Genomic DNA, 18,719 nt, shown 5'->3' on the forward strand with positions numbered 1-18,719 from the left:
GATGTCGGCGATCATGACGATAGACACGCCGAGGCACGCACGCCCGGTGACTGTCGATATAGGATTGTGCTGCCCAGGGCGCCTTTCAAGGCGCCGACCACCACGCATCGGGAGGAATGAACATGTGGCACCGCACCACGCTGACCCTGCGTCCCCGTCGGCAAGGCTTTCACCTCGTCACCGACGAGATCCTCGAGCAACTGCCGGTGCTCGCCGACGTGCGTCTCGGCCTGCTCCACCTGCAGTTGCTGCATACCTCCGCCTCGCTGACCCTCAACGAAAACGCCGATCCCGACGTGCGTCACGACATGGCACTCTACGCCGAACGGCTCGCTCCCCAGGGCATCGACGGCATGCAGCACACGCTGGAGGGACCGGACGACATGCCGGCACATGTGCTGGCCAGTCTCTTCGGCACGCAAGTCACGCTCGCCGTCGACAATGGCCGATTGGCCACGGGCACCTGGCAGGGCATCTGGCTGGGCGAGCACCGTCGGCAGGGTGGCGCACGCCGACTCCTTGCCACGCTCAACGGCGACGACGCATGAACCGTCGCGCTACCAGCCCAGCGCCTGCTTGACGAAGGGAATGGTCAACTTGCGCTGAGCGGAGAGAGAGGCACGATCGAGCCGCGCCAGGGCATCGAACAACGCCGGCAACTGGCGCGGCCCACGATGCAGGATGTAGCGCGCCACTTCGTCGGGCAGCTGCATGCCACGCACTCGCGCGCGCAGCTGCAGGGCCTCGAACCGCCCCGCATCGTCCAGCGGGGCGACGTGAAAGGTCACGCCCCAGGTCAGGCGCGAGGCGAGATCGGGCAGTACGGTGGAGAGCTGGCGTGGCGCGGCATCGGCAGCGATCACCAGACGCTTGTCGGCATCGCGCATGCGATTGAAGAAGTGAAAAAGCCCTTCTTCCCAGCGCTTGCGGCCCAGCACCGCACTCAGATCGTCGATCGCCACCAGGTCGAGGCGCTCGAGATCTTCCAGCATGTGGGGCGGGAAATGACCGAGGTCGTGCAGAGGCAGGTACAGCGCGCGGTCGCCGCGATCGCCGGCTTCGTGACACGCCGCCTGCAGCAGATGGCTGCGTCCGCTGCCCAGCGCGCCCCACAAGAAGAGAAACGGCTCGCCGTCCACGTCGAGCTGACCGCGCAAGCGTTCGAGCAATGGCGCATTGCCACGCGAGTGAAAATTGGCAAACGTTGCGTCGTCACTCAGCCCCACTCCCAGTGGCAGCTGCGCGGGCCCGGTCATGACGTTTCCTCATCGCCTCCGTTCGAGGCGCCAGCGTGGCGGGAATTATCGTATAAGCGACTGTTTTTATAGCGCTCATGAAGGTAGCGCAATACTACCATGACGATGGCGGCGACCGGCAATGCCAACAGGATGCCGGTGAATCCGAACAGCTGCCCGCCCGCCAGGACCGCGAAGATGACCGCAATCGGATGCAGACCGATCTTGTCTCCCAGCAGGACCGGCTGAAGCAATGTGCTTTCGACGACCTGACCGACGCCGAACACGAGGGCGACGCCCAGCAGCGGCAGCCATTCACCGAACTGGAAGAATGCCACCAGCGCGGCGATGCTGATCCCCACGATCACGCCGAGATACGGCACGATACTGGCCAGCCCCGCCACCAATCCGATCAACAACCCGAAACGCAGGCCGAGCAGGCTCAAGCCCACGGCGTAGATCACCGCCAGACTGAGCATCACCAGCAGCTGTCCGCGCAGGAAGGCCGACAGCACCTCGTCGCACTCACGCCCCAGGCGCGTGATCGTCGGCTCGACATGACGCGGCATCAGATCACGCAGACGCGCCTTGAGCCGATCCCAGTCGAGCAGGAAATAAAAGGTCGTGACGGGAATCAACGCCAGGTTGCCCAGCCAGACCGCCACTGCCATGCCCGACTTGGATGCCTGCGCCAGAACGGCCGCCGCCACGGTACCGGTTTCCCGCCAGTTGTCCATCAAGGTGCTGCGCAGCTGATCGAAGTCGGCGCTGAGATCGACGCCGGTCAGCGACTGGACTTCCGGCAGCACCGTGGTCTGCACCCAATTGAAGATGGCCGGGAACGATTCGGCCAACTGCGCCAACTGGCGCCCGAGCAAAGGAATCAAGACCAGGCACGCCAGGACGATATTCAACGCCAGGACCAGAAACACCACGCTCACCGACAGACGCCGGGAAAGACCGCGCGCCTCCAGCCAGTCGGTCACCGGATCGCCCAGGTAGGCCAGTATCATGCCCACGAAAAACGGCATCAAAATCGGCTCCAGCAGGACGAGCAGCCAAACCAGCCCCGCCGCGCCCAGCAGTCCCCACCATTGTATGCGTGTCATTACGATGCCATCTCCGATTTCATTGATACCGATTCTACACGCCCCGGTGGGCGATGCGCCTCCCGTGGGGCAATGCTACAATGCGGGCTTCCCTTATTCCGCTCTGGCCTCGGGCGCCAGGCGGCGCCATCGGCTTCGCTCGGTCGCCTCCGCGACCGGCTCACTGTTGACAGGAATGCCCATGACTCGCAGTTCGGACACGCCCTCCTCTTCCCGCGCATCGCTCAGCTACAAGGATGCTGGCGTGGACATCGACGCCGGCAACGCGCTCGTCGAACGCATCAAGGGCGTCGCCAAGCGTACCTCCCGCCCCGAAGTGATGGGCGGCCTGGGAGGCTTCGGCGCGCTGTGCCAATTGCCCACCGGTTATCGCGAGCCGGTGCTGGTCTCCGGCACCGACGGCGTCGGCACCAAGCTTCGTCTGGCCATGGACCTCGCACGCCATGACACCATCGGCATCGATCTGGTGGCCATGTGCGTCAACGACCTGGTCGTCGCCGGCGCCGAACCCTTGTTCTTCCTCGACTACTATGCCACCGGCAAGCTGGATGTCGATATCGCCGCCGACGTCGTCACCGGCATCGGCGAAGGTTGCGCCCAGGCCGGATGCGCGCTGATCGGCGGCGAGACCGCGGAAATGCCCGGCATGTACGCGGGCAGCGATTACGATCTGGCCGGCTTCTGTGTCGGCGTGGTCGAGAAGTCCGAGATTCTCGATGGCAGCCGCGTCGCCGAGGGCGACGTGCTGTTGGGCCTGGCGTCTTCCGGCCCGCATTCCAACGGCTACTCGCTGATCCGCAAGATCATCGAGCGGGGCCAGGCCGACCTCGAGCAGGAGATCGACGGCATTCCCCTGCGCGACGCCCTGCTCGCGCCGACCCGCATTTACGTGAAGTCGCTGCTGTCGCTGATCAAGGAAAGCGACGTGACCGTCCACGCGCTCTCCCACATCACCGGCGGGGGTCTGCTCGAGAACGTGCCCCGCGTGCTGCCCGATACGCTCGCGGCGCGCATCGATGCGGCGAGCTGGACGCGCCCTGCGGTCTTCGACTGGCTGCAGCGCGAAGGCAACGTCGACGAACACGAAATGCATCGCGTGCTCAATTGCGGTATCGGCATGGTCGTCGTCGTCCCCGCCGCTCAGGCCGAACGCGCCCAGGCCGCGCTCGAAGCGGCCGGCGAAACGGTGCATCGTCTCGGCGAGATCGTCCCGCGCCAGGACGAGGAAGAACAAGTCCGATTGGAGAACGTCCGCTGATGAACGACATGCCTCACGCCGATAACGCCGAAGCCGACACCAACGGCTTCACCCCCGAACCGGTGGACAAGCGTCGCGTCGTGGTGCTGATTTCAGGCAACGGCAGCAACCTTCAGGCCCTGATCGATGCGCAACGACACGATGAGCTGGGCGGCGAGATCGTTGCCGTGATCTCCAATCGCGGCGACGCCTACGGCCTGGTGCGCGCCAAGGAAGCCGGCATCGACGCCGTGGTGTTGCCCCATCAGGAATACGACGACCGCGAGGCCTACGACCGAGCGCTGATCAAGGTCATCGATCGCCATGCGCCCGACTTGATCGTCCTGGCCGGCTTCATGCGCATTCTCACCCCGATGTTCGTCCACCGCTATGCCGGTCGCGTGCTCAACATCCACCCCTCGCTGCTCCCCGCGTATCAGGGGCTGCACACGCATCAGCGAGCGCTTGACGATGGCGTCGCCGAACATGGCGCCAGCGTGCATTTCGTCACCGAGGAACTCGACGGCGGCCCGGTCGTGATGCAGGCCGTGGTCAAGGTCGGGGAGAACCAGTCCCTGGAGACGTTGGTCGAGAAGGTCCAGGCCCGCGAGCACCTGATCTATCCCATCGCCGCGCGCTGGTTCCTCGAAGGCCGCCTGCGGCTCGGCGCCGAGGGCGCCCTGTTCGACAACATGCCGCTGCCGCCCACCGGACTGCGGATGTCGCACGAGGATGCCGCGGAAGAGCTCGACGAGGATATCGACGCGTAAACGCTTGCGGAGACCACTGCAAAACGCCCCACGGCCGCTGGCCGTGGGGCGTTTTTCTTCCTGCGTCAGAGGCCTGGACAGCCCCGACGGATACGCTTCCGATCAAGTACGTGGCAGGGTCACGCCACGCTGGCCCATGTATTTGCCGCCGCGATCCTTGTAGGAAACGTCGCAGACTTCATCGGATTCCAGGAACAGCATCTGTGCCACGCCTTCGTTGGCATAGATGCGTGCGGGCAGGTTGGTGGTGTTGGAGAATTCCAGGGTCACATGCCCTTCCCACTCCGGCTCCAGCGGAGTGACGTTGACGATGATGCCGCAACGCGCATAGGTGGACTTGCCCAGGCAGATCGTCAGGACGCTGCGCGGAATACGGAAATACTCCACGGTGCGCGCCAGGGCGAACGAGTTGGGCGGAATCACGCAGACATCGCCCTTGACGTCGACGAAGCTCTTCTCGTCGAAGCCCTTGGGGTCGACCACCGCCGAATGAATGTTGGTGAACACCTTGAATTCATCGGCACAGCGCACGTCGTAGCCATAGCTGGACGTCCCGTAGGAGATCACCCGCCGCTCGTTCACGTAGCGGACCTGATCCTCTTCGAACGGCTCGATCATGCCCTCACGCTCGGCCATGCGCCGAATCCATTTATCGGATTTGATGCTCATTGAAATTTCCTGCTCGGTGCGTGCGCTGACGCGGTGGAGTCGGCGCGTAACCGCCAACACGAAGGGCCGTTATGATAACGGCCCTGTCGCATCACGCCAACGCGGCGCTCATCACATCATTCGCCGAAGCTGATCGTCGGCGACTCATCGGCCTGGGCGTCGATGCCTTCGGCGACGGCACGCGCCACCTGACGAAACGTCTGCGCCACGCTGCCCTCGGGGTCGGCGATGACGCTGGGCTTCCCGCCGTCGACCTGTTCGCGGATCGTGCCGTCCAGGGGGAGCTGGCCCAGCAGTTTCGTCTGATAACGTTCGGCGATTCGTTCGCCGCCGCCACTGCCGAAGATCGGCTCCTGGTGGCCGCACTGCGAGCAGACGTGCAGGCTCATGTTCTCGACCACGCCCAGCACCGGCACATTGACCTTGCGAAACATCTCGATGCCCTTCTTGGCATCCAGCAGCGCGATGTCCTGCGGCGTGGTCACGATCACCGCCCCGCTGACCGGCACCTTCTGCGCCAGCGTCAATTGCACATCCCCCGTGCCGGGCGGCATGTCTATGAAGAGGTAGTCGAGGTCCTTCCAGTCGGTCTGATTGAGCAGTTGCTGGAAAGCACCGGCCACCATCGGGCCACGCCAGACCATGGGCTCGTCGATATCCACCATGAACGCCATGGACATGGCCTGCAGACCGTGCGCCTCGAGCGGCGCGAAGGCGTTTTCACCCGCCGGCTGCGGACGCACCCCCGGGGCGATGCCCAGCATCTGGGCCTGGCTGGGGCCGTAGATATCGGCATCGAGCAACCCCACCCGGTACCCCTCGGCCGCCATCGCCAGGGCCAGGTTGACGGTCACGGTGGACTTGCCGACGCCCCCCTTGCCCGATGCCACGGCGACGATATGCTTCACGCCCTCGATCACAGCAACTCTCCTTTCAACGGTATGCCTTGTCTGCCTGGCGCCGTAACGCGACGCCATCTGCCGCCAGTATAACGTCCGGCGAGGGCACTTACCCAAGCGTTTCAGTCAACTTTTTGAGCGACGCATCAACCGTCGGGCATCACCTCGAGCTTGGTGCGAATGAAATCGCCGTGACTGACGTAAAGCAGATCCGCAAGGCGCCGGATGCGGTGCTCCTCCAGGGCATCGAGCTCGCCGTCGGCAAAGGCCAGTTGCCACATTTGCGCGACCAGGGCCACGCGGTCCTCGTAGTCGTAATGGTCGCGAATCAACCTGACGAACTCGTAATGGTCGACGGCCTGCTCGACCTCCGCCTCGGCCAGCGCCATCAGCTCCTCGACTTCCTCGGCGCTGACGCGCAAGCGCGCGGTCAGAAGCTCGCGCAATAGCGCCTTCTCGCGTGGATCATGTTCGAAATCGGCACGCATGATTTCACACAACAGCGCCGCCACCGCCAGCTCCAGCGTGACCTGACGCCGGGACGACTGCGGCGCGTCCAGCATGCGTTGAAAGAATTGCTGAATACCTTCGAGACTCAAGGCTCGCTCCTGTGACTTGGGGATGACATGACATGTGACAGGCCAGACGCACGAGGGTTGCATCCTTGAATCGAGGCAGAGACCGCGGGGCGAATGCAGCGGCCCTCAGCCGGTCGTCGCGGAGTGCGCCTTGAGGCTCATGAACTGCTCGACGAAGGCATCCATGACCGGCGGGTCGTACTCGCGCAACCCGCTGACCACCAGCTTCTTGGAGCCATGCCCGATGACGGTATCGGCATCGGTCATCTGGAATTGCAGCAAGGCATCGCCACGCTTGCCGGTGACATCCAGCGTCGCCCCCGTGAAGGCAACGCCCGCCTCGGCGACATCCAGGCGCGACAACGAGAAGCCCATGCTGTCGTATATCACCAGGGGACGCTGGGGGTTGAACATCACGCCCTGCTCTTCCATCAGCGGCTTGAGATAATGCGGGAAGTTGCGCCCCGAAAAGGCCACATAGCGACGCGTGAAGGCTTCGATGACACCTGCGTCGTGGGTAATGTCGCCCCCGCGCTCGACCTCCAGGTACACCTTGCCGTGGTGATCGGTCACGCTGACCGTATCGCCGTGCTGCGCGAAGCACAACGGCACGCTGTCGCCGACCATGCCCTTGAAATGGAAGGTCATTCGCTGCGCCAGGCCGAAGCGCGCCATCACCAGCGCGAACAGCAAATCGCCCGGCACGCAGAACCGGCGCGCGTCCGGGTCGTGAATGGGATTGTAATCGCCAGCGATACACTTGGCGAAGCGGCTCGCCTGCTCGGCGGTGATGCATAGCCGGTCATCGGTCACGGTGTGAAAATCGTCGAGAAACATGCGCTTATCCCTGCCCATAAAGAAGCGCCCACCACGGCGCGGATCACGAACGTGTCGATGGTATCAAATTCATGTGCGCTCGGGCGTGGCGACAGCACACATTTCTCAACATAGCGCCACCGGTCGGTAACATCGAGCATGATCGTCACGGCCCCCTGCGCCTCCGGGGACAACTGGCGAGCCCTCCGGCACCTTGCTACCATGGCGCGCCCATCGTCAGTCGACATGAATCACATGCGGTATCGCGTCAAGCTGTTCCCCGAGATCACCATCAAGTCAAGGCCCGTGCGCAAGGAGATGGTCCGCTGCCTGCGCACCAACCTGCGCAACAGCCTTGCGCCCCTGGTGCCCGATGTACGCATCGCCGACTGCTGGGATGCGCTGGAGGTACGCATTCGCCGCCCCATCGACGAGACGACCCGCGAACGGGTGGAAGGCGTCTTGTCCCGCACCTCCGGCATTCACGAGACGCTGGTGATCGAGGCCTATACGTTCACCTCTTTCGATGACACCGCCGCACACCTGGCGGCGTTATGGCAGGAGGCACTGGCAGGCCAGCGCTTTCGGGTCAGCGTCAAGCGCCGAGGACAACATGACTTCACCTCGGCGGAGCTCGAGCGTTACCTGGGAGGCGCCCTTCTTGCCGCCGCTCCGCAGGCCAAGGTGGATCTCACGCAGCCCGACGTGGATGTCACTCTCGAACTGCAGGACCAGCATCTGCGCCTGGTCACACGGCGCCTTCCCGGCCTGGGCGGCTATCCGCTGGGTACCCAGGGTCAGGCGCTGGCGCTCATCTCGGGCGGCTACGATTCCCCGGTAGCCGCCTGGCGCATGATCCGCCGTGGCCTCAAGACCCACTACCTGTTCTTCAATCTCGGCGGGGCCGCGCATGAACGCACCGTACGCGAGGTCGTCCATCGCGTGTGGCAAGGCTATAGCGCCTCTCATCGCGTGCATTTCATCAGCGTGCCGTTCGAGGAGGTGCTCGACGAGATCCAGCGACGCGTGCCTGCCGGCCTGGCGGGGGTCGTGCTCAAGCGGATGATGCTGCGCGCCGCCAATCGCGTTGCGGCGCGGGCACGCATTCCCGCCCTGATCACCGGGGATGCCCTGGCCCAGGTCTCCAGCCAGAGCGTCACCAACCTGGGGCTGATCGATCGCGTCAGCGAGCGCCCCGTGCTGCGTCCGCTCATCGCCGATGACAAGCAGCGCATCATCGAGGATGCTCAGCGCATCGGCACGGCCGAGCATGCCGAACGCCTGCCGGAATATTGCGGCACGATTTCACGGCGCCCCAACACGCGCCCCAAGCTCGCCCAGATCGAGGCCGCCGAGGCCGATTTCGACATGAGCGTCCTCGATGCCGCCCTGGAGGCCGCGAGTCGCACCCGGGTGGATCGCCTCCTCGATGCACCGCCGTCACGTCCGCTGGATGTTCCCGTGATCGCCTCCGCCGACGCACTGCGCGCAGCCGAGGACGTCACGGTGATCGACATTCGCCACCCCGATGAACGCGATGCCGCACCGCTGAAGCTGCCGCATGGCGAGCCGCTGGCGATTCCGTTTTACGAACTCGCCGCACGCGCCGCGCAGCTTTCAGGCCGGCAACGCTACGCGCTCTATTGCGCCCAGGGCGTGATGAGCAAGATGCAGGCGCTTCGGCTCGCCGACCAGGGCCTCGACAACTTCCTCGTCTATCGGGACGACGCTCACGCCGAGCGCTGAACCCGCGTCGCCGTCAACGCAAGGTCGCCATGCATTCACCCGTTCTCGCCATTCGCCGCACACCGCTGGTCGCCGTTTATGGCACGCTCAAGCGTGGTCTGCACAATCATCACTGGCTGCAGGACGCCGAGTACCTCGGCCGCGACACCCTGACCCATATCACCCTCTACGACCTGGGCCATTGCCCCGGTGCCAAGCAAGAGCCGTCGCGCGGCATCGAGGTGGAGGTCTACCGGGTCAATGCCAGCGGCCTGGCAGCGCTCGACCGGCTGGAAGATTACCGCGTGCGCGCCCCGTCCCGGGGCACCTATGACCGCAGCGTGCATGCCACGACATTCGGCCCCGCCTGGCTATATCTCTACAACCCCGGCGTCGCCGGCCGCCCGGCCATACGTCAAGGCGGCTGGCCGGCGAACTGAGCACGCGCCACCCGGGCGTCGCGTGGCGCCACGGATGCAGCCAAGCGCCAAGCGGGCTACAATCGCCTTTTCGTCGATGTCGTTCGAGACACCTTTTCTTGTTCCCGATTTCAGTCACTAGAGCCGCCATGCCGACTACCGCCAACGCCAAGCGCAAGATCCTGGTCACCAGTGCCCTGCCTTATGCCAACGGCTCGATCCATCTGGGCCACCTGCTCGAGTACATCCAGACCGATATCTGGGTGCGCTTCCAGAAGAGCCGCGGCCACGAGTGTCATTACGTGTGTGCGGATGACGCCCATGGCACCGCGATCATGCTGCGCGCGGAGCAAGAAGGCATCACTCCGGAACAACTGATCAGCAAGGTCAGCGCCGAACACCAGGCCGACTTCGCCCGCTTCGGGGTGGCATTCGACAATTACTATTCCACCCACTCGGAAGAGAACCGTCAGCACAGCGAGCGCATCTACACGGCGCTGCGTGACGCCGGCCATATCTCGACGCGTGACATCGAGCAGATGTACGACCCGGTGAAGGGCCTGTTCCTCGCCGACCGTTTCATCAAGGGCACCTGCCCCAAATGCGGGGCGGGCGATCAGTACGGCGACAATTGCGAGGCGTGCGGAGCCACCTATACGCCGGCCGAGCTGATCGATCCGGTCTCGGCGATCAGCGGTGCCACGCCCGAGGTGCGCAGCTCGACGCACTTCTTCTTCAAGCTGCCCGACTTCGCCGACTTCATGCAGGGCTGGATCGACGGCGGCCACGTCCAGCCGCAGATCCGCAACAAGTTGCTCGAATGGTTCGAATCGGGCTTCAACGAGTGGGACATCTCGCGCGACGCCCCCTATTTCGGCTTCGAGATCCCCGACGCGCCGGGCAAGTATTTCTATGTCTGGCTGGACGCGCCGATCGGCTACCTGGCCAGCTTCCAGAACCTCTGCGAGCGTGAGGGCATCGACTTCGACAGCTACTGGCGCCGCGACTCGGACGCGGAGGTCTATCACTTCATCGGCAAGGACATCGTCTACTTCCACGCCCTGTTCTGGCCGGCCATGCTCGAGGGCGCTGGGCTGCGCACGCCGACCGGCGTCAACTGCCACGGCTTCGTCACCGTCAACGGCGCCAAGATGTCCAAGTCCCGCGGGACCTTCATCAAGGCGCAGACCTATGCCGAATATCTCAACCCCGAGTACCTGCGCTACTACTTCGCCGCCAAGCTCACCGCCGGCGTCGACGATCTGGACCTCAACCTCGAGGACTTCGCCTCGCGCGTGAACGCGGATCTGGTCGGCAAGGTCGTCAACATCGCCAGTCGCTGTGCCGGCTTCGTCAAGAAGCTGGGTGCCGGCCGACTCGCCGCGCACTGTGCCGAGCCCGAGCTGGTGACCCGCTTCGTGGAGGCCGGCGAGGCCATCGCCGCCGATTACGAGGCGCGCGAATTCGCCCGCGCCATGCGCAAGGTCATGGACCTGGCCGACGAAGCCAATGCCTACATCGCCGACAAGGCGCCCTGGGTGCTGGCCAAGGAAGAAGGCCGCGAGCAGGAGGTGCTCGACATCTGCTCGGTGGGCATCAACCTGTTCCGCATCCTGATGGTCTACCTGCAGCCCGTGGTGCCGGCGATGGCCGAGCAGGCACGCGACTTCCTGCAGATCGAGTCGCTCGACTGGGAAAGCCGCCGCACCTTGCTCGAGGACCACGCGATCGCCAAGTTCAAGCCGCTGATGACACGTGTCGATACCGACAAGATCGCGTCGATGACCGAGGCGTCCAAGGAAGTCCTCGCCGAAGAGCAGAAGCTCAAGGAACAGGCCAAGGGCCCCCTCGCCGACGATCCGATCGCCGACGAGATCGGCTTCGACGATTTTGCCAAGCTCGACCTGCGCATCGTGCGCATCGCCAAGGCCGAATACGTCGAGGGCGCCAAGAAGCTCCTCAAGCTGACGCTCGACCTGGGCGGCGAAACGCGGACGGTCTTCTCGGGCATTCGCGCCGTCTATGCGCCCGAGGCGCTGGAAGGCCGCCTGACCGTCATGGTCGCCAATCTGGCACCGCGCAAGATGCGTTTCGGCGTTTCGGAAGGCATGGTGCTGGCCGCCGGCGACAAGGAGGGCGGCATCTATCTGCTGTCACCGGACAACGGGGCGGAGCCCGGCCAGCGGGTGTCCTGAGGAGGCATGGTGTCCGCTAACGCCGCGCTCATCGAGACGCTGGATGCCGCGCTGCCGCAGACCCAATGCGGCAAGTGCGGGCATCCCGGCTGTCGTCCCTATGCCGAAGGCATCGCCGCCGGCGAGGCGATCAACAAGTGCCCGCCCGGCGGCGAGGCGACCGTGATACGTCTGGCCGAGCTGACCGGCCAGACGCCACAGCCTCTCGCGCAGCCCGCGGAGTCGCCCAAGGTCGCCTTCATTCGCGAAGCGGAATGCATCGGCTGCACCAAGTGCATCCAGGCATGCCCGGTGGATGCCATCCTCGGCGCGGCCAAGCAGATGCACACCGTCATCGCCGGGGAGTGCACCGGCTGCGAGCTGTGCGTCGCGCCCTGCCCGGTCGACTGCATCGACATCCTGCCGCACCCCGAATGGGTCGCGGCAGAAACTCGCGCCCAGCAGGACGCCTACCTGACCAGGCGTGCCGAACTGGGCCGGCAACGCCACGAGGCGCGTCAGCGACGTCTCCAGCGCCAGGCCGAGGAGAAACGCCGCAAGCGCGAACGTCGCCAGGCGGCCCTGGCGGCAAAGACCACACGCGAGACCGCCCCTGCCAAGCCGACGCCACAGGAGGCCACCGCCGGCGTGGATGCCACGTCTCTCAAGGCGACGCGCGCCACGCTGGTCGCCGGCCTCAAGCGTGTGGAGCGCCAGCGCCAGCGCGATCCACTGGACGCGGAGACACGCCGGGCGCTCGATGAACGCGCCGAGACGCTGACATCGCGCCTGGCGGACATCGACCGGCAGCTCGGCAACGCCCAGACAAGGCACGCCGACACCTCCGTTACGCATCATCGGCGCATGGCCGTCAAAGCCGCCGAGCAGTCATTGCGCAAGGCCCGCCAGCAGGTCGCCCACGCCGAGCGACACGGCGATGCCGCCAGCCGCGAGGCCGCCCACGGCCAGGTCGAAGAGGCCCAGCGCATGCTCGATGCTGCCCGTGCCGCCCTCGATTCCTCTTCATCGCCTTGATTCGCTCATGAACGCTCAAAAACGCCACGAGATCTTTTCGCGCCTGCGCGACCACAATCCCACGCCGACGACGGAGCTGCATTGGCAAACGCCATTCGAGCTGTTGACGGCAGTACTTCTTTCCGCCCAGGCCACGGACGTGGGAGTCAACAAGGCCACCGCGCGCCTGTTCCCGGTAGCCAATACGCCGCAGGGCATCCTCGACCTGGGCCTGGAAGGTCTCAAGGACAAGATCAAGACCATCGGCCTGTACAACAGCAAGGCCGATAACTTGATGAAGACCTGCCACCTGCTGCTCGAACGGCACGGCGGCGAGGTGCCGAATACCCGCGAGGCACTGGAAGCACTACCCGGTGTCGGCCGCAAGACCGCCAACGTGATTCTCAATACCGCCTTCGGGCAGCCGACCATGGCGGTGGATACGCATATCTTCCGGGTCGCCAACCGCACGCGCATCGCGCCAGGCAAGAACGTGCTCGAGGTCGAACAGAAACTGATGCGCCACGTCCCCAGGGAATTCCTGCACGATGCGCATCACTGGCTCATCCTTCACGGGCGCTACACCTGCGTGGCTCGCAAGCCGCGTTGCGGAAGCTGCGTGATCGAGGATCTCTGCGAGTACAAGGACAAGACCGAACTGGCCTGACCCTTCTACGCACCTCGCAACACGTCGCGATACGCCTCACGCCACGCCGGCCATTGCCAGGCACGCGCATCGGGCAAGGCGGGGCGCGTCGCCGGTTGAGTCAGCCACTCGGCCAGGCGGGCCTCGAGCGCGGCCTGGTCGCCGGCGTACCGACATTCAGGCGGGTAATATTCGGGAAAGCACAGGCGTTCCGGCACCAGCGGCACGCAGCCATGGGTCACCGCCTCCATGACCGCCAGCCCCTGGAATTCATGATCGGTCGTGGACACCACGATATCGGCACTGTCGAGGACCTCACGGTAGGCATCGCCGGGCTGCTCGCCCCAGCTGACCACGCGATCTCCCAGCCAGGCCCGCGCCGCCTCGAAGATCGGCGGTTGATCGCGGAACTGCTGCCCCACCACCGCTACCTCGAACTCGATGCCGCGGTTCGCCAGTGCCTGCAGCGCGGCGAAAAACATCTCGGGGTTCTTGTCGTATTCCCAGCGGTGATTCCACAGCAGACGCCGCCCGCGCCCTGCCGGGCGTGGTGTCTGCTCGGGCAAGGGCACGGGAAGAATCACGGCCTTCTCGGCCAGGCGCGACAACAGTGCCGACAGCGGCAGCCGTTCGGGCATGCGCGACAGGAAAGTGCGCGCGCCGACGAGGAAGCTGTCGCGGTTGTGGGCACTGTTGAACACCACGACATCCGCCGCCAGGGCCGCATAGAGGTTGACCATCAGGGGTTCCGCCTGCACCCGCTGCCCCTTGGGCAACGGGTAAGCGAACTGATTTTCATGGAAATACACGACCTTGCGCGCCCGCCCCAACGAGGGAAACAGCCCCACCAGGGTCGCCAGATCGACCATCGACGTGGCCACGACCAGATCATGCTCGTCGGCAAGGCATTCACTCGCCTGCCCGAGCCACGTCAGCGGATTGCCGCGAATCCGCCAGGAAAAGTGCCGAGGCGGCAATGCCAGACATCGCCAGTCGAATTCGGCAAACTGCTGCTGCAGCCCCTCCGCCCAATGGCGATGACTCATGGCGGCATAAGCGGAAAGCAATAGGGCCTTCACGGCAGACTCCTGCTGAAAAGGCCCCATGGTAGCCAACCGCGTCGATGGGCGGGAAGTGGCGTCGACGATTACGGCGACGGGGTTTCGGCAGGCCGTGTATCGCCCTCACCCGGCTCGCTGCTCGCCTCCCGGGGCGGCAGCGCGGCATCCTCGCTGGACATCGCCCCGCTGCCTTGCGCGCCGCGCCGATAGATCACCTTGCGCGAGCCGCCATCGCAGCTGCCCACCACCTCGCCCCCGGCCAGCGGATCCCCTTCGCGGACCCCATCCTCGTCGACACGCGCGCTGGCGATGAGATCGAGCTGGAACTCGTCGACACCATTGGCACGAATCTTGGCTTCGATCTCATCCTGCAGGACATCGCAGTCCATGACACCGGGCTCCCCGAGAGCGCCGTCGTCATCTCGGTGCGACGTCGTCTGGGCAACAGCGATGGCGGGAAGCGCGAGCACCATCAAGACCGCCCCATACATCCAACGATGACTTGTCATGATCGTTCACCTCCTCTCAGCGTGTCGCACTCAGGTTCAGCTCGCCGGTCTGCTCCACGGCGCGCTGATAATCGGCCCGGGCACGTATGCGAGTCAGCCACTCGCCGATGGCCGGAAAGCCCGCGAGCCCCCGCCGCGACTCGACCGCCAGCACGGGGAAGCTCATTTGAATGTCCGCCGCCGTGAACGTCGATCCCGCAAACCAGGCATGCTCGCCGAGCGTCGCTTCCCAGAAAGCCAGATGGCGCTCGATTTCGGGATCGAGAAACTTGGCTTGCACGCCCTGTCCCAGTTTGCCCGCCAAGGGACGCAGCAACGCCGGAACCGGTGGCTTGCCCAGGCGGGAAAACACCAGATGCATCACCAAGGGTGGCATGGCGGACCCTTCGGCGTAATGCAGCCAATAGCGGTAATCGCGATGCTCGGGCGTGCCCGGGGCGGGCGCGAGCCGACCGTCGTCATAGCGTTCGATCAGGTAATCGATGATCGCGCCGGACTCGGCCACGGTCAGCCCCTCATCGACGATCAACGGCGCCTTGCCGAGGGGATGAAGCCGTTTGAGGCTTTCCGGGGCCAGCAGCGTCTGGGGGTCGCGATGGTGCGTCACCAGTTCATAGGGTTGCTGCAGTGCTTCCAGCAGCCAGACGATGCGCAACGAGCGGGAATTGTCGAGATGATGCACGGTAATCATGCGCAGCTCCATCGGAAAATACAGGGCCTTAGGCCATCGCCCCGGGGGCGAGTTCCTGGCACGAGCGGGTCGGTGGTGGCGGCTACCAACGACAACCCCGCCACCTCAAGGGTAGCGGCGCTGTCGCAAGATGCCGCTTTTATTGCCACGACGGCCTGACACGCTCGACGTCTCAGCGCTCATCGAACATGGCGTCACCCGTATCATCGATGAAACGCTGGGCCTTGCGCAGCGTGAGCTGGATGCAATCCTCGCGGCTGGAGACGATATCCGAGCGCTCGAAGCGATGCTCGCGCGTTTCGCCTCCCTCGACGGGCTTGCGAATCCAGCCGCTGACACGGTACTGACCGCCGACATCCTGCGGGTCCGGGGTGATCAGGAAACCTTCATAGTCGGTGGCGGGGATCTCCTCGTCGTTGACGTTGCCGCTACGAAACAGCCCGTCGATCAACTTCTTGAGCATGACATTCTCCCTGCGCGTGGGGGCCGGCGCGACACGCGCGCGCCGGCCCGAAGACGATCAGTCGGCCTGACGCCCCTTGCCGGCGGCGATCCGCAGGCGAAGCGCGTTGAGCTTGATGAAGCCCTCGGCATCCTTCTGGTCGTAGGCGCCGGCGTCGTCCTCGAACGTGGCGATCGAGGCATCGAACAACGACTGCTCCGACTTGCGCCCCACGACCGTGGCGCTGCCCTTGTAGAGCTTCATCCGCACCACGCCGTTGACGTTGTCCTGCGTGGCATCGATGGCAGCCTGCAGCATCTTGCGCTCCGGGCTCCACCAGTAGCCGTTGTAGATGACCTCGGCGTACTTGGGCATCAGCTCATCCTTGAGGTGCGCCGCCTCGCGGTCGAGCGTGAGTGACTCGATGGCGCGATGCGCGCGTAGCATGATGGTGCCCCCCGGCGTCTCGTAGCAGCCGCGCGACTTCATGCCCACGTACCGGTTCTCGACGATATCGAGACGCCCGATGCCGTTGTCGCCGCCCATCCGGTTGAGCCTGGACAGCACTTCGTGCGGCTTCAGGGGTTCGCCGTCGATGGCCACGATATCGCCCTTGTCGAAGGTCAGCTCGACATAGGTCGGCTGCTCCGGCGCGGCTTCCGGCGAGACACTCCAACGCCACATGTCTTCTTCCGCTTCCGCCCACGGATCCTCGAGGATGCCGCCCTCGTAAGAAATGTGCAGCAGGTTGGCGTCCATGGAGTACGGCGATTTCTTCTTGCTGGTGGAGAAATCGACCGGGATGTCGTGCTCTTCGCAATAGTTCATCAACTTCTCGCGCGAGTTGAGGTCCCACTCGCGCCACGGGGCGATGACCTTGACGCCGGGCTTGAGTGCATAGGCCCCGAGCTCGAAGCGCACCTGGTCGTTGCCCTTGCCGGTCGCACCGTGCGAAATGGCGTCGGCACCGGTTTCGTTGGCGATTTCCACCAGGCGCTTGGCGATCAGCGGACGGGCGATGGAGGTCCCCAGCAGGTACTCTCCCTCGTAAATCGTGTTGGCGCGGAACATCGGGTAGACATAGTCACGCACGAATTCCTCGCGCAAGTCCTCGATGTAGATTTCCTTGACGCCCAGCGCTTGTGCCTTGGCGCGCGCCGGTTCGACTTCTTCGCCCTGACCGATGTCGGCGGTAAAGGTCACCACCTCGCAATCGTAGGTTTCCTGCAACCACTTGACGATGACGGACGTATCAAGACCGCCGGAATAGGCGAGGACGACCTTTTTCACATCGGACATGCGGGACTCCTGAACAGATGGATGTTGATCGAGTGGATCGGCTGCGCGAACACAGCGTAACGCGTGATCCGATTATAGCGCCGAGCGCCGTTCAGTAACACCGAGCGGCGGGACGTCGGGGGGCGAAAATGCTACACTCGCTGCCACTTTGTCGCCCCCACCCAGGCGTGGCGACGCTTATCGAGACCGCATTGGGATGGGAGCAAAAGCATGAGCGACGGCCAGGCACGCGATTTGATGGCTCAACGTTTTCGAGGCTTTCTCCCGGTGGTGGTCGATCTGGAAACCGGTGGCTTCAACGCCCAACGCGATGCCTTGCTCGAAATCGCCGCCGTGACCTTGACCATGGATGCCCAGGGCAACCTCATGCCCGATGACACGCACGCCTTTCATGTGCGTCCCTTCGAGGGTGCCAATATCGAACAGGCAGCACTGGACTTCACCGGCATCGACCTCGACAGTCCGCTGCGCCAGCAGGTCGCACTGAGCGAACACGACGCGCTCGGCGAGATCTTCAAGCCGGTCCGCAAGGCTATCAAGGCCAATCAGTGCACGCGCGCCATACTCGTCGGTCACAACGCCGCTTTCGATCAGGGCTTTCTGAATGCCGCCGTCGAGCGCAACGGCATCAAGCGCAATCCGTTTCATCCTTTTTCCTGCTTCGACACCGCGACGCTCGGCGGGCTGGTGTATGGCCAGACCGTCCTGGCACGCGCCTGCCGAGCGGCGGGAATCGAGTTCGACAATGCCTCCGCCCACTCCGCGCGCTACGATACCGAACGCACCGCCGAGCTGTTCTGCGCCATGGTCAACCGCTACAAGAACCTGGGCGGCTGGGATCTGGCTTTGAAGGAACAGGGCATGGACGAGGACTGACGCTCAGGTCCGACAAACGAAAGCCCCGCCGGTGTGAGCCGACGGGGCTTTCGCTATACCGCCCCCTCCCTTCGGAGCGGGCCGCGGATCAAGGCTCCACCTGCTTGCGCCTCATTCCTTTTCGGTTTCGGCGCTGGCCGCGGCATCCTTGATGAGCTTTTCCAGCTCGCCGCTTTCGTACATTTCCACGATGATGTCGCAGCCACCGACCAGCTCGCCGTTGACCCACAGCTGCGGGAACGTCGGCCAGTTGGCGTACTTGGGCAGTTCGGCGCGAATGTCCGGATTGTCGAGGATGTTCACGAACGCGAAGCGCTCGCCACACGCCATCACCGCCTGGACAGCCTGCGCGGAAAACCCGCACTGCGGCAGTTGGGGCGTGCCTTTCATGTAAAGCAGAATCGTGTTTTCGCCGATTTGCTGCTGAATGTTTTCGAGAGTGGTGCTCATCTCAGTTTCCTCACGCGGGGCGACTTGCCCATTGGCCGGCGCCTCCGCAAGACGTCGGGTGAATGTAGGCCCATTCTACTGATGGCGAACGCCGAAAACA

At 64.4% G+C, this 18,719-nt stretch carries 22 protein-coding genes; 9 read left to right on the forward strand and 13 right to left on the reverse strand.

Annotated elements, in window-relative coordinates; translation table 11 throughout:
* Positions 1–122 precede the first annotated feature (122 nt).
* Positions 123–548 (forward strand): secondary thiamine-phosphate synthase enzyme YjbQ, encoded by a 426-nt coding sequence (locus CSAL_RS10735; protein WP_011507406.1) that lies wholly within the window; start codon positions 123–125, stop codon positions 546–548.
* A 9-nt stretch (positions 549–557) separates the two neighbouring features.
* On the opposite strand, the gene hda is transcribed toward CSAL_RS10735, so the two are convergent.
* The gene (gene hda / locus CSAL_RS10740) at positions 558–1,256 is read right to left on the reverse strand and encodes a DnaA regulatory inactivator Hda (RefSeq protein WP_011507407.1); all 699 of its coding nucleotides are present in this window, start codon (positions 1,254–1,256) and stop codon (positions 558–560) included.
* Positions 1,253–2,344 (reverse strand): AI-2E family transporter, encoded by a 1,092-nt coding sequence (locus tag CSAL_RS10745; protein WP_011507408.1) that lies wholly within the window; start codon positions 2,342–2,344, stop codon positions 1,253–1,255. Before CSAL_RS10745 ends, hda begins: the two co-directional genes overlap by 4 nt.
* Positions 2,345–2,525: 181 nt before the next feature.
* Here CSAL_RS10745 and purM point away from each other — a divergent pair, with 181 nt between their 5' ends.
* Together purM and purN are read left to right on the forward strand one after the other, a co-directional pair.
* Positions 2,526–3,602, forward strand: coding sequence for a phosphoribosylformylglycinamidine cyclo-ligase (purM, locus tag CSAL_RS10750; RefSeq protein WP_011507409.1), 1,077 nt, complete (start codon positions 2,526–2,528; stop codon positions 3,600–3,602).
* The gene (gene purN, locus CSAL_RS10755) at positions 3,602–4,351 is read left to right on the forward strand and encodes a phosphoribosylglycinamide formyltransferase (RefSeq protein ID WP_011507410.1); all 750 of its coding nucleotides are present in this window, start codon (positions 3,602–3,604) and stop codon (positions 4,349–4,351) included. Before purM ends, purN begins: the two co-directional genes overlap by 1 nt.
* Positions 4,352–4,453: 102 nt before the next feature.
* On the opposite strand, the gene dcd is transcribed toward purN, so the two are convergent.
* The 5 genes from dcd to CSAL_RS17590 form a co-directional block, all read right to left on the reverse strand.
* Positions 4,454–5,020: a dCTP deaminase gene (dcd, locus tag CSAL_RS10760; RefSeq protein WP_011507411.1), complete on the reverse strand. Its 567-nt coding sequence runs from the start codon at positions 5,018–5,020 to the stop codon at positions 4,454–4,456.
* Between the two features lie 116 nt (positions 5,021–5,136).
* Entirely contained in the window at positions 5,137–5,937 is an 801-nt protein-coding gene (gene apbC / locus CSAL_RS10765; protein ID WP_181949999.1) for an iron-sulfur cluster carrier protein ApbC, read from the reverse strand.
* 128 nt (positions 5,938–6,065) lie between these two features.
* Positions 6,066–6,482 (reverse strand): tellurite resistance TerB family protein, encoded by a 417-nt coding sequence (locus tag CSAL_RS10770; RefSeq protein ID WP_035412383.1) that lies wholly within the window; start codon positions 6,480–6,482, stop codon positions 6,066–6,068.
* Positions 6,483–6,623: 141 nt separating this feature from the next.
* The gene (locus CSAL_RS10775) at positions 6,624–7,334 is read right to left on the reverse strand and encodes a DUF3581 family protein (protein WP_011507414.1); all 711 of its coding nucleotides are present in this window, start codon (positions 7,332–7,334) and stop codon (positions 6,624–6,626) included.
* On the reverse strand, positions 7,307–7,483 hold the full coding sequence (locus CSAL_RS17590; protein ID WP_156961514.1) for a hypothetical protein: 177 nt from the start codon (positions 7,481–7,483) through the stop codon (positions 7,307–7,309). The genes CSAL_RS10775 and CSAL_RS17590 overlap by 28 nt, the downstream gene beginning before the upstream one ends.
* Before the next feature lie 76 nt (positions 7,484–7,559).
* On the opposite strand from CSAL_RS17590, the gene thiI reads away from it, so the two are divergent.
* From thiI to nth, 5 genes are all read left to right on the forward strand, one after another.
* Positions 7,560–9,059 carry a tRNA uracil 4-sulfurtransferase ThiI gene (thiI, locus tag CSAL_RS10780; RefSeq protein WP_244846336.1) on the forward strand — a complete coding sequence of 500 codons (1,500 nt, stop codon included), beginning with the start codon at positions 7,560–7,562 and terminating at the stop codon, positions 9,057–9,059.
* A gap of 29 nt (positions 9,060–9,088) precedes the next feature.
* Positions 9,089–9,478, forward strand: a complete 390-nt coding sequence (locus tag CSAL_RS10785; RefSeq protein ID WP_011507416.1) for a gamma-glutamylcyclotransferase family protein — start codon at positions 9,089–9,091, stop codon at positions 9,476–9,478.
* A gap of 128 nt (positions 9,479–9,606) precedes the next feature.
* Positions 9,607–11,652, forward strand: coding sequence for a methionine--tRNA ligase (gene metG, locus CSAL_RS10790; protein WP_011507417.1), 2,046 nt, complete (start codon positions 9,607–9,609; stop codon positions 11,650–11,652).
* Positions 11,653–11,658: 6 nt separating this feature from the next.
* Positions 11,659–12,666, forward strand: coding sequence for an electron transport complex subunit RsxB (gene rsxB / locus CSAL_RS10795; protein ID WP_011507418.1), 1,008 nt, complete (start codon positions 11,659–11,661; stop codon positions 12,664–12,666).
* A 7-nt stretch (positions 12,667–12,673) separates the two neighbouring features.
* A complete protein-coding gene (gene nth / locus CSAL_RS10800; protein ID WP_011507419.1) occupies positions 12,674–13,312 on the forward strand; it encodes an endonuclease III in 639 nt (212 codons plus the stop codon).
* A gap of 5 nt (positions 13,313–13,317) precedes the next feature.
* On the opposite strand, the gene CSAL_RS10805 is transcribed toward nth, so the two are convergent.
* The 5 genes from CSAL_RS10805 to CSAL_RS10825 form a co-directional block, all read right to left on the reverse strand.
* On the reverse strand, positions 13,318–14,370 hold the full coding sequence (locus tag CSAL_RS10805) for a tRNA-queuosine alpha-mannosyltransferase domain-containing protein (RefSeq protein ID WP_011507420.1): 1,053 nt from the start codon (positions 14,368–14,370) through the stop codon (positions 13,318–13,320).
* 68 nt (positions 14,371–14,438) lie between these two features.
* Positions 14,439–14,861 carry a DUF1161 domain-containing protein gene (locus CSAL_RS16980; protein ID WP_011507421.1) on the reverse strand — a complete coding sequence of 141 codons (423 nt, stop codon included), beginning with the start codon at positions 14,859–14,861 and terminating at the stop codon, positions 14,439–14,441.
* A 16-nt stretch (positions 14,862–14,877) separates the two neighbouring features.
* Complete coding sequence (locus CSAL_RS10815) at positions 14,878–15,552, reverse strand: glutathione S-transferase (RefSeq protein ID WP_011507422.1); 675 nt, start codon at positions 15,550–15,552, stop codon at positions 14,878–14,880.
* A gap of 172 nt (positions 15,553–15,724) precedes the next feature.
* Positions 15,725–16,015, reverse strand: a complete 291-nt coding sequence (locus CSAL_RS10820; protein WP_011507423.1) for an HlyU family transcriptional regulator — start codon at positions 16,013–16,015, stop codon at positions 15,725–15,727.
* Positions 16,016–16,072: 57 nt separating this feature from the next.
* Positions 16,073–17,293 (reverse strand): argininosuccinate synthase, encoded by a 1,221-nt coding sequence (locus tag CSAL_RS10825; RefSeq protein ID WP_011507424.1) that lies wholly within the window; start codon positions 17,291–17,293, stop codon positions 16,073–16,075.
* 210 nt (positions 17,294–17,503) lie between these two features.
* Here CSAL_RS10825 and rnt point away from each other — a divergent pair, with 210 nt between their 5' ends.
* Positions 17,504–18,169: a ribonuclease T gene (rnt, locus tag CSAL_RS10830; protein WP_011507425.1), complete on the forward strand. Its 666-nt coding sequence runs from the start codon at positions 17,504–17,506 to the stop codon at positions 18,167–18,169.
* 111 nt (positions 18,170–18,280) lie between these two features.
* Here rnt and grxD read toward each other — a convergent pair whose 3' ends face one another.
* Entirely contained in the window at positions 18,281–18,619 is a 339-nt protein-coding gene (gene grxD / locus CSAL_RS10835; protein WP_011507426.1) for a Grx4 family monothiol glutaredoxin, read from the reverse strand.
* Positions 18,620–18,719: the final 100 nt, after the last annotated feature.

The sequence above is a fragment of the Chromohalobacter israelensis DSM 3043 genome (genome assembly GCF_000055785.1).
Taxonomy (GTDB): domain Bacteria; phylum Pseudomonadota; class Gammaproteobacteria; order Pseudomonadales; family Halomonadaceae; genus Chromohalobacter; species Chromohalobacter israelensis.

What these genes read in the sequence shown, in the direction of transcription:
- grxD (WP_011507426.1), bottom strand. Translation starts at nt 18,619, where the DNA reads ATGAGCACCACTCTCGAAAACATTCAGCAGCAAATCGGCGAAAACACG.
- CSAL_RS10735 (WP_011507406.1), top strand. Translation starts at nt 123, where the DNA reads ATGTGGCACCGCACCACGCTGACCCTGCGTCCCCGTCGGCAAGGCTTT.
- dcd (WP_011507411.1), bottom strand. Translation starts at nt 5,020, where the DNA reads ATGAGCATCAAATCCGATAAATGGATTCGGCGCATGGCCGAGCGTGAG.
- rnt (WP_011507425.1), top strand. Translation starts at nt 17,504, where the DNA reads ATGAGCGACGGCCAGGCACGCGATTTGATGGCTCAACGTTTTCGAGGC.
- CSAL_RS10770 (WP_035412383.1), bottom strand. Translation starts at nt 6,482, where the DNA reads ATGCTGGACGCGCCGCAGTCGTCCCGGCGTCAGGTCACGCTGGAGCTG.
- hda (WP_011507407.1), bottom strand. Translation starts at nt 1,256, where the DNA reads ATGACCGGGCCCGCGCAGCTGCCACTGGGAGTGGGGCTGAGTGACGAC.
- CSAL_RS16980 (WP_011507421.1), bottom strand. Translation starts at nt 14,861, where the DNA reads ATGACAAGTCATCGTTGGATGTATGGGGCGGTCTTGATGGTGCTCGCG.
- purM (WP_011507409.1), top strand. Translation starts at nt 2,526, where the DNA reads ATGACTCGCAGTTCGGACACGCCCTCCTCTTCCCGCGCATCGCTCAGC.
- metG (WP_011507417.1), top strand. Translation starts at nt 9,607, where the DNA reads ATGCCGACTACCGCCAACGCCAAGCGCAAGATCCTGGTCACCAGTGCC.
- CSAL_RS10785 (WP_011507416.1), top strand. Translation starts at nt 9,089, where the DNA reads ATGCATTCACCCGTTCTCGCCATTCGCCGCACACCGCTGGTCGCCGTT.
- CSAL_RS10820 (WP_011507423.1), bottom strand. Translation starts at nt 16,015, where the DNA reads ATGCTCAAGAAGTTGATCGACGGGCTGTTTCGTAGCGGCAACGTCAAC.
- thiI (WP_244846336.1), top strand. Translation starts at nt 7,560, where the DNA reads ATGAATCACATGCGGTATCGCGTCAAGCTGTTCCCCGAGATCACCATC.
- nth (WP_011507419.1), top strand. Translation starts at nt 12,674, where the DNA reads ATGAACGCTCAAAAACGCCACGAGATCTTTTCGCGCCTGCGCGACCAC.
- CSAL_RS10815 (WP_011507422.1), bottom strand. Translation starts at nt 15,552, where the DNA reads ATGATTACCGTGCATCATCTCGACAATTCCCGCTCGTTGCGCATCGTC.
- CSAL_RS10825 (WP_011507424.1), bottom strand. Translation starts at nt 17,293, where the DNA reads ATGTCCGATGTGAAAAAGGTCGTCCTCGCCTATTCCGGCGGTCTTGAT.
- CSAL_RS10775 (WP_011507414.1), bottom strand. Translation starts at nt 7,334, where the DNA reads ATGTTTCTCGACGATTTTCACACCGTGACCGATGACCGGCTATGCATC.
- rsxB (WP_011507418.1), top strand. Translation starts at nt 11,659, where the DNA reads ATGGTGTCCGCTAACGCCGCGCTCATCGAGACGCTGGATGCCGCGCTG.
- purN (WP_011507410.1), top strand. Translation starts at nt 3,602, where the DNA reads ATGAACGACATGCCTCACGCCGATAACGCCGAAGCCGACACCAACGGC.
- CSAL_RS10745 (WP_011507408.1), bottom strand. Translation starts at nt 2,344, where the DNA reads ATGACACGCATACAATGGTGGGGACTGCTGGGCGCGGCGGGGCTGGTT.